9 protein-coding genes are annotated in these 14715 nt (G+C 71.0%); 7 read left to right on the top strand and 2 right to left on the bottom strand.

The genetic code is table 11. From position 1 onward, the window contains the following. Positions 1-9: 9 nt before the first annotated feature. The 7 genes from H5398_RS06085 to H5398_RS06055 all read left to right on the top strand — a co-directional run bounded on the left by H5398_RS06085 (position 10) and on the right by H5398_RS06055 (position 12079). Positions 10-1005, top strand: a complete 996-nt coding sequence (locus tag H5398_RS06085; RefSeq protein ID WP_182799380.1) for a hypothetical protein — start codon at positions 10-12, stop codon at positions 1003-1005. After that, positions 1002-5564 (top strand): ATP-dependent helicase, encoded by a 4563-nt coding sequence (locus H5398_RS06080; RefSeq protein ID WP_182799379.1) that lies wholly within the window; start codon positions 1002-1004, stop codon positions 5562-5564. Before H5398_RS06085 ends, H5398_RS06080 begins: the two co-directional genes overlap by 4 nt. Next, positions 5557-6402, top strand: a complete 846-nt coding sequence (locus tag H5398_RS17730) for an Fpg/Nei family DNA glycosylase (protein WP_182799378.1) — start codon at positions 5557-5559, stop codon at positions 6400-6402. Before H5398_RS06080 ends, H5398_RS17730 begins: the two co-directional genes overlap by 8 nt. Positions 6403-6474: 72 nt before the next feature. Continuing rightward, positions 6475-7494: a LacI family DNA-binding transcriptional regulator gene (locus H5398_RS06070; protein WP_220489179.1), complete on the top strand. Its 1020-nt coding sequence runs from the start codon at positions 6475-6477 to the stop codon at positions 7492-7494. 135 nt (positions 7495-7629) lie between these two features. Continuing rightward, complete coding sequence (locus H5398_RS06065; protein WP_182799377.1) at positions 7630-9123, top strand: alpha-N-arabinofuranosidase; 1494 nt, start codon at positions 7630-7632, stop codon at positions 9121-9123. A 12-nt stretch (positions 9124-9135) separates the two neighbouring features. Further along, positions 9136-10662: an alpha-N-arabinofuranosidase gene (locus H5398_RS17725; RefSeq protein WP_370586067.1), complete on the top strand. Its 1527-nt coding sequence runs from the start codon at positions 9136-9138 to the stop codon at positions 10660-10662. A gap of 1 nt (position 10663) precedes the next feature. Beyond that, positions 10664-12079, top strand: a complete 1416-nt coding sequence (locus H5398_RS06055; protein ID WP_182799376.1) for a glycoside hydrolase family 43 protein — start codon at positions 10664-10666, stop codon at positions 12077-12079. Positions 12080-12083: 4 nt separating this feature from the next. Here the strand turns inward: H5398_RS06055 and H5398_RS06050 are convergent, their stop codons facing one another. Together H5398_RS06050 and araA are read right to left on the bottom strand one after the other, a co-directional pair. Further along, positions 12084-13055, bottom strand: a complete 972-nt coding sequence (locus H5398_RS06050) for a LacI family DNA-binding transcriptional regulator (RefSeq protein WP_255443592.1) — start codon at positions 13053-13055, stop codon at positions 12084-12086. A gap of 43 nt (positions 13056-13098) precedes the next feature. Then, positions 13099-14607, bottom strand: coding sequence for an L-arabinose isomerase (gene araA / locus H5398_RS06045; protein WP_182799375.1), 1509 nt, complete (start codon positions 14605-14607; stop codon positions 13099-13101). Positions 14608-14715 lie beyond the last annotated feature (108 nt).

Here is a 14715-nt window from a genome sequence, read left to right as displayed (position 1 = left end):
ACTGACGGGATGCGACCCCGCCAGAGCATCCCGCCCTCGATCATCCAGCTCGCTGCGCACCAAGCCGGCGTCCTTTCGGCTGCTCAACTCACGGCCGCAGGAGTCAGCGACGACGTCCGGCGGCGCCTCCGGAGAGACTGGACAACCATCGCCCCCAAGCTCTACCTCATCCACTCACCCACCTGGGAATCGGCCGCCTGGGCGGGCCTCCTTCGAGGAGGCGCATCAGCCGTCATCAGCGGAGCCGGCGCCGCTTACCTGCACAAGTTCCTGAGGGATCCTCCGGCCTCACTCACGGTGTGGACGGACAGGCAGCGGGGCGCACTGCAGGTGGCGAAGTGGCGCGTCGACTTCCGACGCGGCCCACGGGCCGGCAGGGGCACCCCGCCTCGGACTGCCGCAGAGGCGGCCCTGTGGGATCTCGCCGACGAGAGCGACGAGACCACCACCGTCGCCGCCTTCGCATCCGCCCTCGCCAACCGACGCACCACTGCCGAACGCCTGCAGACCTCCCTGAGGCAGCGGCGTTCGACGGGGCACCTCCCCGTTCTCACCCAACTCCTCACCCATGCGAACACCGGCATCGAGAGCGCCCTCGAGTGGAGATTTCACGCCCGAGTGCTGGAGCCTCACCGCCTCGCCACACCCCGACGGCAGGCGAGCACACACGTGGGACGGATGGATGGCATCTACGACGATGAGGGGATCATCGTCGAGCTTGACGGGATGCGCGATCACACCGACTGGTCGAAGGACATGTGGCGCGACAACGAGCACGCGCTGCAACTCGGCGCGGTTACCCTCCGCTACGGCTGGTGGGCCGTGGAACTGACCCCCTGCGCGGTGGCCACCCAACTCGCCTCCGCACTGTCCGCGCACGGATGGAAGGGTGCCATGACGCGGTGCCCCGGGTGTCCGGAGGAGACCAGTGTGAGTCCTGAGGGTGAGTTCCCCCCAGAGACCCTCACTCAGCCGTCGGAGGGCGGTGGCAGACTCTACGCATGAGCGAATCAGCCGTCTTCTCCGCGCCCACGCGCGGCTGGTTCGACGGCGTCTTCGAGGCACCGACGGCGGTGCAGGCGGAAGCCTGGGCCACGATCGCGCGCGGGGATCACGCCCTGGTCGTCGCCCCGACGGGGTCCGGCAAGACGCTCGCGGCGTTCCTGTGGGCGCTGGACCGGCTCGCCGCGCATCCCCGCACTCCGGGCACCACCGTCGTCTACGTGTCGCCGCTCAAGGCGCTGGGCGTGGACATCGAGCGCAACCTCCGCGCACCGCTCACCGGCATCCGGCTCACGGCCGAACGGCTCGGCGTCCCGCTGGCGGACGTCACGGTGGGGGTGCGCAGCGGAGACACCACGTCACGGGAGCGCGCCGCCCTGGTGCGCCGCCCCCCCGACATCCTCATCACCACGCCCGAATCGCTGTACCTCATGCTCACCAGTTCGGCGCGCGCCACCCTGACCGGGGTGGAGACGGTGATCGTCGACGAGATCCACGCCGTGGCCGGCACCAAGCGCGGCAGCCACCTCGCGCTCAGCCTGGAGCGGTTGGACGCATTGGTGGGCCACGACGTGCAGCGGGTGGCGCTGTCCGCGACGGTCCGCCCCATCGAGCGGGTGGCCGCCTTCCTGGGCGGCGACCGCCAGGTCACCGTCGTGGCTCCCCCATCCCACAAGGAGTGGGACGTCTCCGTCCGGCTCCCCGTGCCAGACATCACGGACCCCGGCCCGCCCCCCGGTGCGGAGGCGCCGGTGGACCCCCTGCTGCGCGGTGCGGGCACAGACACTCTCACCGTCGACGGCCCGGCGGGCGCCTCGCTGTGGCCCCACATCGAGCAACAGGTGTACAGCAGCATCATGCAGGGCCGCTCCACGCTCGTGTTCACCAACTCCCGACGCGTGGCCGAACGCCTCACCGGCCGTCTCAACGAGCTGTGGGCCGCCGAGCACGCACCCGACACGCTCCCCCCGCCGCCGGACCGCCCGCCCGCGCAGGTGATGGCACCGGTGGACACCGTCCGCGGCGCGCCGGCCGTCATCGCGCGAGCCCACCACGGGTCCGTGAGCAAGGAGGCCCGCGCGGAGATCGAGGCTGCACTCAAGTCGGGGGAGCTGCGCTGCGTGGTGGCCACCAGCTCCCTGGAGCTCGGCATCGACATGGGCGCGGTGGACCGCGTCATCCAGGTGGGCGCCCCGCCGTCGGTGGCCAGCGCGCTGCAACGCATCGGGCGCGCCGGGCACGTCGTGGGGGCGGTCTCGACGGGGGACGTCTATCCCCTGCACCGCGGCGACCTCGCCCCAGCAGTGGTCACCACCGAGCGGATGCTGGCCGGCGAGATCGAGGAGCTCCGCGTGCCGAGGCACCCTCTGGACGTGCTGGCCCAGCAGACGGTCGCGGCGGCCGCGGCCGCCGGCGATGCGGGACTCGAGGTGGACGCCTGGTTCGCGATGATCACCCGCGCCCACCCCTACGCGGGCCTGGACCGCGCGCTGCTGGACTCCATCGTCGAACTCCTGACCGGCGCCTACCCGTCGGCAGATTTCGGGGAGCTGCGGGCCAGGCTGATCCTCGGGGACGACGGGCGGCTCTACCCACGCCCGGGCGCGCTACGCCTGGCCGCCACCTCCGGCGGCACCATCCCGGACCGCGGCATGTTCGGCGTCTTCCTCGCCACCGACGAGCAGGGGTCGCGGCGCGTCGGCGAGCTGGACGAGGAGATGGTCTACGAGTCGCGGGTGGGCGACGTGTTCACCCTCGGCGCCTCGGCCTGGCAGATCCAGGAGATCACCCGGGATCAGGTGCGAGTCATCCCGGCGCCCGGCCGCACCGGCCGGCTCCCGTTCTGGCGCGGCGATGACGAGGGGCGCCCGGCCGAGTTGGGGCGCCAGATCGGCCGCCTGACCAGGGAGATCTCCCGCAACCCCGCCCGCCTTGACTCTCCGCAGCTGGACGCCAACGTCCGGTCCAACCTCGCCACCTATGTCGCGGAGCAGCGGGCCGCCACCGGCACACTCCCGGACGACGCGACCGTCGTGATCGAACGCTTCCGCGACGAGCTGGGCGATTGGCGCGTGGTGGTGCACTCCCCCCTCGGCCGGCGGCTTTTGGGCGCGTGGGCCCTGGTGATGGCCGAGTCGCTGTCGCGGGCGGCGGGGGTGGAGGTGCAGCCCGTGGTCTCGGACGACGGCGTGGTGCTGCGGCTGCCGGATTGCGATGCGGTGGACCGGCTGCCCGAGCTGCTGGTGGTGGATCCCGACGAGGTGACCGGGATCGTCACGTCCCAGGTGGGCGGCACCGCGTTGTTCGCCGGGCGGTTCCGGGAGTGCGCGGCCCGGGCCCTGTTGCTGCCCCGGCGCACACCCGGGCGGCGGGCGCCGCTGTGGCAGCAGCGCCAACGGGCCGCACACCTGCTGGAGGTGGCCCGCCACCATCCCCGGTTTCCCATCATCATCGAGACCGTCCGCGAGGTCACCCAGGACGTCTACGACCTGCCCGGGCTCGTGGACCTCATGCGCGGCCTCCGCTCCGGGGGCGTCCGGCTGGTGGAGGTGGCCACGGAGCAGCCCAGCCCCTTCGCCGCGACACTCCTGTTCCGCTACACCGGCGCCTTCATGTACGACGGCGACGCCCCGCTGGCCGAGCGGCGCGCCGCGATGCTCTCGATGGATCCGGAGTTGTTGGCGGCGGCGCTCGGCACGTTGGATCTGCGGGAGCTGCTGGATCCGGACATCGTGGAGCAGGTGGTGGCCGAGCTCCAGCACACCGCGCCGCAGCGCCGGGCCGCGACGCCGGACGACCTGGCCGAACTCCCCCGCCTCCTGGGGCCCATCCCGCTGACCGATCTGGCGTGCCGCACCACGGTCCCGGATCTCGACGACGCGCTGGCCTCGCTGGGCGGCCGCGTGGCCGTCGTGCGGCTCGCCGGCGCGCCGCACCTGGTGGCCCCCTCGGACCTGGGGCTGCTGCGCGACGCGCTGGGCATCCCCGTGCCGCACGGCCACAGCGTGCCGCCCACCGAGGGCCGCGACCCCCTCACCCAGCTGGTGGCCCGCTTCGCCCGGACCCACGGCCCGTTCACCGCCCACGACGCCGCGGCCGCGTTCGGTCTCGGACCTTCGACGGTGGCGCTGGTGCTGGATCGTGAGGCCGCGGCCCGCCGCCTCACCACCGGCCGCTTCACGCCGGGCGTCCTCGAGCCGGAGTACGTGGACACCGAGGTCCTTCGCCGCCTGCGCGGCCGCAGCCTCGCCGCAGCCAGGCGCGAGCTGCAGCCCGTGTCGCAGAGCGCCTACGCGCGCTTCCTGGCAGGTAGCCATCAGCTGACGGACCGCCCCCCGTCGAGCCCGGACGAGGTGCTCCTGGCGCTGCAACGCCTGGCAGGCGCGGTCCTCCCGGCCAGCGCCTGGGAGACCCAGGTGCTCCCCGCACGGGTCGCGGGATACTCCCCCGCGCACCTCGACGCGCTGCTGGCAGAGTCCGAGGTGGTGGTCCGGGTACGCGGCTCGGCCGGCCCCCAGGACCCGCTCGTCGCGCTCGTGCCGGCCACGGATCTGGACCTGCTCGGTCCCTTCGAGGGCGCCCCGTCGGCGGAGTCGCTGGCTGTCGCGGCCGCCCTGGCCGACGGTGACGGCACCTTCCCCGCCCTCCACCTCGCGCTCGGGGGGTCGACCGCGGAGCTGGCGGACGCGCTCTGGCGCGCCGCGGAGGAGGGAGCCATCGCCCCGGCATCCATGTCTCCGGTCCGCGCCCGGATCGGCGGGAGCTCCAGGGCGGCCCATCGTGCGGCACGCCCCTCCCCCCGCCGTCGGGCCAGGCTGCCGCGTCCGTCGCGCGCCCTGCTCATGGCTGGCGGCACGCTCACCCCGCCGTCGGCCGCCGGCCGCTGGTACCGCGTCCGGGATCCCCTCCTGGCGGCCCCCGAGGCGGCCATCGCTGTGGCGTCGGCCTGGTTGGAGCGGCACGGCGTGGTGACCCGGGGCGGGGTCACCGCCGATGGCACCCCCGGTGGCTTCGCGGCGGCCTACCGCCTCCTCTCTGAGTTGGAGGCGGCCGGCACAGTGATGCGCGGCTACGTGGTGGAGGGGCTGGGCGGCGCCCAGTTCTCCACCCGCGAGGTCATCGAGCAGGTGCGCAGTTTCGCTGATTCGCCCGACGCCGGCCAGTGGCCGTCGGGAGCCGGGCACCCGGCGCCGGTGGTACTGGCCGCACTCGATCCGGCCAATCCCTACGGCAGCATCCTCCCGTGGCCCGAGCATCCCAGCGCACGAGTGGCCCGCGCGGCGGGCGCGCTCGTGGTGCTGGCCGACGGCCTGTGCCTGGCGCACCTCACCCGCGGCGGGCGGACGCTTACGCTCTTCGGCGACCCCGCCGCGCGCGAGGAGCGGGCGGCCCTGGTCACCCGCGCGCTCCTGCAGGCCATCGCGGAGGGGCGCATGGAGCGTCTCCGGATCGAGGAGATCGACGGCGAGCGCGTGGGCGCCTCGGGGCTGGAGCCCGCCATGCGCGCCGCCGGCGGGCGGATCTCCCCGAAAGGCCTCACGCTGGAGGCCGGGCGTGCCTGAGGGCGATTCCGTCTGGAGGCTCTCCGAGCGGCTCCAGCCCCTCGTCGGGCGCACCATCGAGGACAGCCAGTTCAGGGTCCCACCGCTGGCCACCGCCACCCTCACCGGATCGACGATCACCCGGGTGTGGCCGCACGGCAAGCACCTCTTCTGGCGCTGCGACGAACGCATCCTGCACACCCACCTGCGCATGGACGGCACCTGGCGCATCCACCCGGCGGGCACCCGATGGGGGTTGCCCGCGCACACCGCCCGGGTGGTGCTGCGGGTGAGCGGCGGCATCGAGCTGGTCGGACATTCGCTCGGCCTGGTGGAGCTGTGGCCCGCGGGCGAGTTCCAGGCGCGGATGGGGCATCTCGGCCCGGATCCGCTGGCAGAGGACTGGCTGACCACCGGCCGCTGGGCACCCACCGGCCGCGACGAGGCCGTGCGCCGCTTGGCGGCCCACCCGGAGCGCACCGTGGGCGAGGCGCTCCTGGATCAGCGGGTCCTGGCCGGGGTGGGCAACGAGTACCGCGCTGAGCTGTGCTTCCTCCTGGGCGTGCACCCCGCCACGCCGGTGGGCGCGACGGACGCCTCGGCCGTCGTGAACCTGGCGGGACGCGTCATGCGCGGCAACCTCACCAGCCCCGTGCGGACCTTCACCGGCGACCACCGGCCGGGGCAGACAAGCTTCGTCTTCGGACGGAAGGGCCGGCCCTGCCGACGGTGTGGCGCGGCCATCCTGGGCGGAGCCCTCGGCGGGGCCACCACCGTGGCGGATCCGAGGGCCGGTCAGGAGCGGGTCATCTGGTGGTGCCCCGCCTGTCAGCCGTTGCTCGGGGCCGCCGGGATGTGACCACCCCACCTGCCATTTCAACGATGAATGTGGGAGGATCGACACAGAGGATTTCACCGAGAGGAGTCACGGGTGGCAGCCACCATGCAGGACGTCGCCAAACTGGCGGGCGTCTCCGCCAAGACGGTGTCCAACGTGGTCAATCACCACCCGCACGTGGCGGCCGCAACAAAGGCCCGCGTACAGGCTGCCATCGACAAGCTTGGCTACGAGCTCAACATCACCGCGCGCAACCTGCGCAAGGGCAGCACGGGGCTCGTCGGGCTGGCACTTCCCGAGTTGAAGCTGCCCTACTTCGCGGAGCTGGCCGATTCGGTCATCGTCGAGGCGGAGAAGGTGGGCCTGCGGGTGCTCATCGAGCAGACCAACAGCGACCGCGACCGCGAGATCGACGTCCTGCACGGCCAACGCAGGTTCATGACCGACGGCCTGATCTTCTCCCCCCTGGCGCTCGGCCAGGACGACATCCACCTGTTCCAGGTGGACTTTCCGATGGTCCTGCTGGGCGAGCGGGTGTTCGGGTCCACCAACGACCACATCACGATGAGCAACGTGGAGGCCGCCAAGGCCGCCACTCAGCACCTGCTCCAGAGCGGGCGGCGGCGGATCGCCGTCGTGGGCACCCACCCGGGCGAGAAGGTGGGCTCAGGCCCCCTCCGCGAGCAGGGTTTCCGGGCGGCGATGGCGGAGGCGGGCGTCCCCGTCGACGAGAGGCTCCTGTGCCCCGCGGAGCTGTGGCATCGCAACACTGGCGCACAGGCTATGGAGGCCCTCATCGCCTCCGGTGAACCGTTCGACGCCGTGTTCGCCCTCAACGACGCGATGGCCATGGGTGTGCTGCACAGCTTGAGCTCGCATCGGATCGACGTGCCGGGAGACGTGGCCGTGATCGGCTTCGATGACATCGAAGACGCCGCCTACACTCGCCCCACCCTCAGCTCGGTGGCCCCCGGGCGGACCCAGATCGCCCGGACGGCCGTGGAACTGCTGCAGAAGCGCATCACCGAAGCGCATGCCCCGCTGGACCAACGCAGTCCGATTCAGCGGATCTACGCAGACTACGAGCTCGTCCTGCGCGACTCGTCGCGCTGACCACCCACCCTGCACGGCGTCGTCGTTCATCGATGGCGACGGTGGGGGCAGCCATGCCTCTTGACCTCGCCGCCGGGCCGTGACATGATCGGTTACATCGATGAAATCTCGACCGGCGAAGGAGCCCGTCCAGCCATGTCAATTGCCCGACTCGTCATCAACCCCGCCTTCACCGTGGGGCCTGTCCGCCGCCGGACCTTCGGCTCCTTCGTGGAGCACCTGGGCCGCTGCGTCTACACCGGCATCTACGAACCCGGCCACCCCTCCGCTGACGAGGACGGCTTCCGCACCGACGTACTCGACGTGGTGAAGGAACTCGGCGTCTCCAGCGTCCGCTATCCCGGTGGGAACTTCGTCTCCGGGTACCGCTGGGAGGACGGCGTCGGCCCCGTCGACCAGCGCCCCGCACGCCTGGACCTGGCCTGGCACTCCACGGACCCCAACACCTTCGGCACCGACGAGTTCATGACCTGGGCCGCGAAGGCCGGCATCGAGCCGATGATGGCGGTCAACCTCGGCACCCGCGGCGTGCAGGAGGCGCTGGACCTCCTGGAGTACTGCAACGTGCCCGGCGGTTCGCACTTCGCCGACCAGCGCCGGGCCAACGGCGCCGAGGATCCCTACCGCGTGAAGATGTGGTGCCTCGGCAACGAGATGGACGGCCCCTGGCAGATCGGCCACAAGACCGCCGAGGAGTACGGGCGCCTCGCCACTGAGACGGCCCGCGCCATGCGCATGATCGACCCGGGCCTCGAACTGGTGGCCTGTGGCTCGTCCGGCCGCTCGATGCCCACGTTCGGCGAATGGGAACGCACCGTGCTGACCGAGGCCTACGACTACGTCGACATGGTCTCCGCCCACGCCTACTACTGGGAGCAGGGCAACCTTCAGGAGTTCCTCGTCAGCGCCGAGGACATGGACCGGTTCATCGCCTCCGTCGCGGCGACCGCGGACGCCGTCGCCACCGCCCGCAAGAGCGAGAAGGTGATCGGCATCTCCTTCGACGAATGGAACGTCTGGTACCAGGACCGCACTCCGTCGAAGCCCCCCACCGGCGACGACTGGCCGGTGGCCCCTCGGCTGCTCGAGGACAACTACAGCGTCGCCGACGCCGTCGTGGTGGGCAACCTGCTGATCTCACTCCTGCGTCACACGGACCGTGTGTGGTCCGCCAGCCAGGCCCAGCTCGTCAACGTCATCGCCCCGATCATGGCCGAGCCGGAGGGACCGGTCTGGAAGCAGACCATCTTCCACCCCTTCGCGCTCACCTCGAAGTTCGCCCAGGGCGACGTGTTGCGCGTCATCATCGACGGCCCCACCATCCACAGCGAGCAGTTCGGCGACGTGCAGGCCGTCGACGCCGTCGCGACCTGGACCGACACAGACGGCGCGCTGTTCCTCGTCAACCGACACGAGACCGACACCATCGCCATCTCCTGCGAGGTGCCCGAGGGGCTCACGCTCACCGAGGCGGTGGCGCTGCACCACAGCGACCCGCTCTGGCAGGCCAGCCCCGAGGACGACACCACCGTCGCCCCGCGCGCCCTCGAGACCGCCGCCCTCACCGGCACCACCCTCACCCTCGACCTGCCCCCCACCTCGTGGGCCATGGTCCGCCTGGCCCGCTGAGAGGAGCCACCCGTGACGAAAACGCCCATCACCGCTGTCGTCAATCTCGACGTGCCGGGCCCCACCATCTCCCGGCACGTCTACGGCCACTTCGCCGAGCACCTCGGGGCCTGCATCTACGGCGGCCTGTTCGTCGGCGAGGACTCCACCATCCCGAACGTGCGCGGGATGCGCACCGACGTGGTGGAAGCATTGAAGGCCATCAACATCCCCAACCTTCGCTGGCCCGGCGGCTGCTTCGCCGACGAGTACCACTGGCACGACGGCGTCGGCCCCCGTGAGGACCGACCCTCGGTGGTCAACACCCACTGGGGCAACGTCGTCGAAGACAACTCCTTCGGCACCCACGAATTCATGGACCTGGTGGACCAGCTCGGCACCGAGCCCTACATCTGCGGCAACGTGGGCTCCGGCACCGTCCGCGAAATGGCCGACTGGGTCGAATACCTCACCCGCTCCGGCGCCGCCCCCATGTCCGAGCTGCGCCGCCAGAACGGCCGCGACGAACCCTGGAAGGTCAAGTTCTTCGGGATCGGCAACGAGTCCTGGGGCTGTGGCGGCAACATGCGCGCCGAGTACTACGCCGACCTCGCCCGCCAGTACTCCACCTACTGCCGCGAACACGACGGCAACCAGCTCTACAAGATCGCCGGCGGCGCCAACGTCGACGACTACCACTGGACCGAAACCCTGATGAAAACCCTCGGAGACCTCGGCTGCGGCTGCAACCCCCGCCACTTCTTCGACGCCATCTCCCTGCACTACTACACGATGCCCACCGGCTTCGAGGACAAGAAGTCGGCCACCGACTTCGACGACGCCACCTACTACCAGACGATGGCCGCAGCCTGGCGGATCGACGAGCTCCTCACCCGGCACGGCAACATCATGGACGTCTACGACCCCTCCAAGCGCATCGGCCTGGTCCTCGACGAATGGGGCACCTGGTTCGCCGTCGAGCCCGACACCAACCCCGGCTTCCTGTACCAGCAGAACACCATGCGCGACGCTCTGGTGGCCTCCGTCCACTTCGACTCCTTCCACCGCCACGCCGACCGGTTGGCGATGGCCAACATCGCCCAAACCGTCAACGTCCTCCAAGCCGTCCTCCTCACCGACGGCGACACCCTCATCACCACCCCCACCTACCACGTCTTCGACATGAACAAAGGCCACCACGACGCCCACAGCCTCGATGTGAACTGGATCGGGGAGCCAGTGCCCACCCGCCAGGTCGACGGCACCGCCATGCCGCTGGTCAGCGGCTCGGCCAGCGTGAAGGACGGACAAGCAGTCATCTCCCTGTCCAACCTCGACCTCGACCAGGACCACACCATCCGCCTCGACCTCCGCGGACGCGGCGTGACCGCCGTGCAGGGCCGCATCCTCACCGCCGGCGCGATCGCCGACCACAACACGGCCGCCACACCCAACGCGGTGGCCCCGGCGGAGTTCCCGGTCCCGCTACCCGTCGACGGCGCGCTCGAGATCGAGCTCCCGGTGCACAGCTTCCTCACCCTGACCCTAGCGCTGGGCTGACGTGCGGACCCGTCTCGCGGCGCTCGCGTTCGCCGTCGCCCTTGGCCTGGCGGGATGTCAGGCCAAGGGTGCCACACCCGAGTTCGCCGACGCCACCGTGCACGACCCGGACCACATCGAGGTCGACGGCACCCACTACCTCATCGGATCCCACCTGCAGGCGGCCTCCAGCCCGGACCTGATGGACTGGACGCAGATCGCCGAGGGCGTCAACGCGGACAACCCCCTGTTCGAGGACGTCACGCAGGAGCTGTCGGAGGCCCTCGAATGGGCCGAGACCGACACGCTCTGGGCGCCGGACATCATCCAGCTGGCAGACGGCCGCTTCTACCTCTACTACGACGCCTGCCGCGGCGACTCCCCGCTGTCGGCCATGGGGATCGCGGTGGCTGACGAGGTCACCGGACCCTACGAGGACCTCGGCCTCATCCTCAAGTCCGGCATGAGCGGGGAGAGCGAGGACGGCACCCCGTTCGACGCCCGGGTCCATCCCAACGTCATCGACCCGGACGTGTTCTACGACGCCGAGGGCAGGCTCTGGATGGTCTACGGCAGCTTCTCGGGCGGCCTGTTCATCCTGGAGCTGGACCCGGCCACCGGCTTCCCGCTGCCCGATCAGGGTTACGGGAAGCACCTCTGGGGCGGCAACCACTCCCGGATCGAGGGGCCGGCCGTCAGCTACGACGCGGAGACCGGGTACTACTACCTCTTCGTCACCTACGGCGGCCTGGACGCGGCGGGTGGCTACAACATCCGCGTGGCGCGCTCCACCAGCCCCGACGGGCCGTATGTGGACGCGGAGGGTCTGGACATGGCCGAGGTGAAGTCGGATCCCACGCTCCCGCTGTTCGATGACGTGACCATCGCGGAGTCCGCGGTCAAGCTGATGGGGAACCACGTGCTGGCACCGGCCACCGAGACGCTGCCCGCCCTCGGATACGTCTCCCCCGGTGGCAGCTCGCCGTTCGTCGACGAGGAGAGCGGACGCTCACTCATCGCGTTCCACGCGCGCTTCCCGGGCCGCGGGGAGGCTCATCAGGTGCGCGTGCACGAGGTGGCCATCGACGAGGACGGCTGGCCGGTCATCTCGCCGCTGCGCTGGGCGGGGGCCCCGGACCGGGAGACGACCGCCGAGGACATCCCCGGCACCTATGCACTGGTGGACCACGGCCCGCGCACCATCGACCGTTCCATGGGCGAGGCGGGTTCCATCACGCTGCTGGAGGACGGCAGCATCAATGGCGACCGCCCGGGCACGTGGACGGCTGACGGGGACCGCGTGCTCCTCACCCTCGACGGGGAGGAGGTCTCGGCCGAGACCTTCCGTCAGTGGGATGAGACTGCCCAGACATGGGTGACCACGCTCAGTGGCGTCAGCCCCGGGTCCACCGCGCTCTGGGCTGTGCCGCAGGGCTAGGGAGTCAGCGAACGCTCCGTCGTTCACGCAGCTGGGGAGCCAACTGCGTGAGCGCCGGGGCGTCGCCCGTGATGGCTGCCACCAGCACCTCCAGGCACGCGCCACCCAGCTCGGTGAACGGCTGCGCGACGGTGGTCAGCGGGGGCGCGAAGAAGGCGGCACCGATCGAGTCGTCGTAGCCCACCACGCTGACCTGCCCGGGCACCTCGACGCCGGCGTCTCGGAGGCCCGCCATCAGGCCGAGGGCGGTGGCGTCGTTGCCACAGAACACCGCGTCGGGAAGGTCTGCCTCCGCCAGCATCTGCCGCGCCGCGGCGTACCCGGACTCGGCGGACCAGTCCCCCACGATCACCTCGGGCACGGGCAACCCGGCCTCGACGAGGGCGTCGCGCCAGCCCGCGACCCGGGCGCGCGCGTCGAACCAGTCGAGGGGGCCGGAGATGTGTGCGATTCGCTGGCATCCGCGCTCGATGAGATGCGCCGTCGCCAGATGGCCACCCAGCCGCTGATCGACGGTGACGACCTGACAGCCGTCGGTGGGGTCGGTATCGGCGACGAGCACGGTGGGGATCCCGATGCTGCACTCGCGGGCCAGCCTGGCCATCCGGTCGTGCGGGGCCACGATGGCGATGCCCTCCACACCGCGATCCCGAAAGCCCTTGAAGACCTGAGCCACCTCGTCGTCGTCAGGGTTCTCGAGGGCGGCCACCAGCGTCGCGTAGCCGGCGGCCCTGGCCGCGACCTCGATGCCTGCCACCGTGCTCGACGGGCCGACGTAGCCCGAGCCCGTCCAGACGACTCCGAGCAGCGCGGTCTGCTGCGTGATCAGCGAGCGGGCGGCCAGATTGCGGACGTACCCCAGCTCCCGGATGGCCTCCTCGACGCGCTCGCGCGTCTCGGGGCGCACGGTGTCCGGCGAGTTGATGACCCGCGACACCGTCTGGTGGGACACGCCCGCCAGACGGGCCACGGCCATCATCCCGGGGGGCCGGCCGGCGGCGCGACCCCCGCGGGCGGGCTCAGATGCCCTGGGTGAGCCGGTGGTAGACCTGCTCAAGGCGGCGCTCCTGCGCGAAGCCGCGGGCGGTGGTGTGCTCGTCGATGATCGCCAGCTCCATGCCTGCGATCTCGGCGAAGTCCTCCCACATCTCACGGGTGGTGGCGGTGGACATGGCCGTGTGGTGCGCGGCGCCGGAGATCAGCCAGCACTCGGCCGAGGTGGCGAAGTCCGGGGCCGGCTCCCAGACGGCGCGCGCCACGGGCAGGTTGGGCAGCGGGGCGTCGGGCGCCACGTTGGTGACCATGTTCATGGTGAGGCGGAAGCGCTCGCGCATGTCCGCCATGGCCACGACGAGGGCCGGGCCTTGGTCCGCGTCGAAGACGAGGCGCACGGGGTCTTCGCGGCCGCCGATGCCCAAGGGGTGAATCTCAAGCTTGGGCTTGGCCGTGGTCAACGACGGGCAGACCTCGAGCATGTGGGCACCGAGGATCTTCTCCTTGCCGGGGGTCATCTCGTAGCAGTAGTCCTCCATCAGCGACGCGCCGCCGGGGAGGCCGTAGCCCATGACCTTGGCCAGCCGCACGAGGATGGCGGTCTTCCAGTCGCCCTCGGCACCGAAGCCGTAGCCGGCGGCCATCAGGCGCTGCACGGCGAGCCCGGGGAGCTGCTTGAGCCCGCCGAGGTCCTCGAAGTTGGTGGTGAAGGCGCCGAACTTGCCTTCCTCCAGGAAGCTGAGCATCCCCAGCTCCTGGCGCGCGCCGTAGCGCAGAGCCTCGTGCCGCTCGCCACCCTTGCGGAGCTCGGGCACGACGTCGTAGAGCTCCTCATACTCGGCCACGAGGGCGTCGATGGCCTCATCGGCGACGGCGTTGACGGCCGCGACCAGGTCGTTGACGCCCCAGGTGTTGACGGAGACACCGAGCCGCAGCTCGGCCTCGGTCTTGTCGCCCTCGGTGACGGCCACGTTGCGCATGTTGTCGCCGAAGCGGGCCAGCTTGGTGTTGTGGAGCGAGGCCCAGCCTGCGGCCGCGCGCGCCCAGGTGCCGATCTTCGCCTGCACCGGCTCGGTGGACGCGTGACCGACGACGGTGCGGCGGGCCTTGCCGAGCCTGGAGGCGATGTAGGCGAACTCGCGGTCGCCGTGCGCGGACTGGTTGAGGTTCATGTAGTCCATGTCGATGGTGTCCCAAGGCAGACCCATGGACGCCTGCGTGTGCAGGTGCAGCATCGGCTTGTCCAGGGCGGCAAGGCCGAGGATCCACATCTTGGCCGGCGAGAAGGTGTGCATCCAGGTGATCACGCCGATGCAGGAGGGATCAGCGTTGGCGGCCAGCATCTCGGCGCGGATGGCGTCGCGGTCCTTCAGGGTGGGGCGGTGGACGATCGACACCGGGATGATCTCGGCGGCGTCGAGCAGGGCCACGACATCCTGCGACTGGGCCGTGACCTGCTCCAGGGTCTCCGGGCCGTAGAGGTCCTGGGAGCCGGTGAGGAACCAGATTTCCTTGCCGGCGAAGGGGCTTTCCATGGGTTCTCCTTGAGGGATCTTCGCTTCCGGCCGTTGTCACCGTCGATGGCACAACCTGCCGATGTGAACGTTCACAATCTACGCCCGTCCGGCGGCCGTGTCCAGCCG

The sequence above is a fragment of the Tessaracoccus sp. MC1679 genome (assembly GCF_014164775.1).
Lineage (GTDB): Bacteria > Actinomycetota > Actinomycetes > Propionibacteriales > Propionibacteriaceae > Arachnia.
This window is presented reverse-complemented; position numbering and strand designations above follow the sequence as displayed.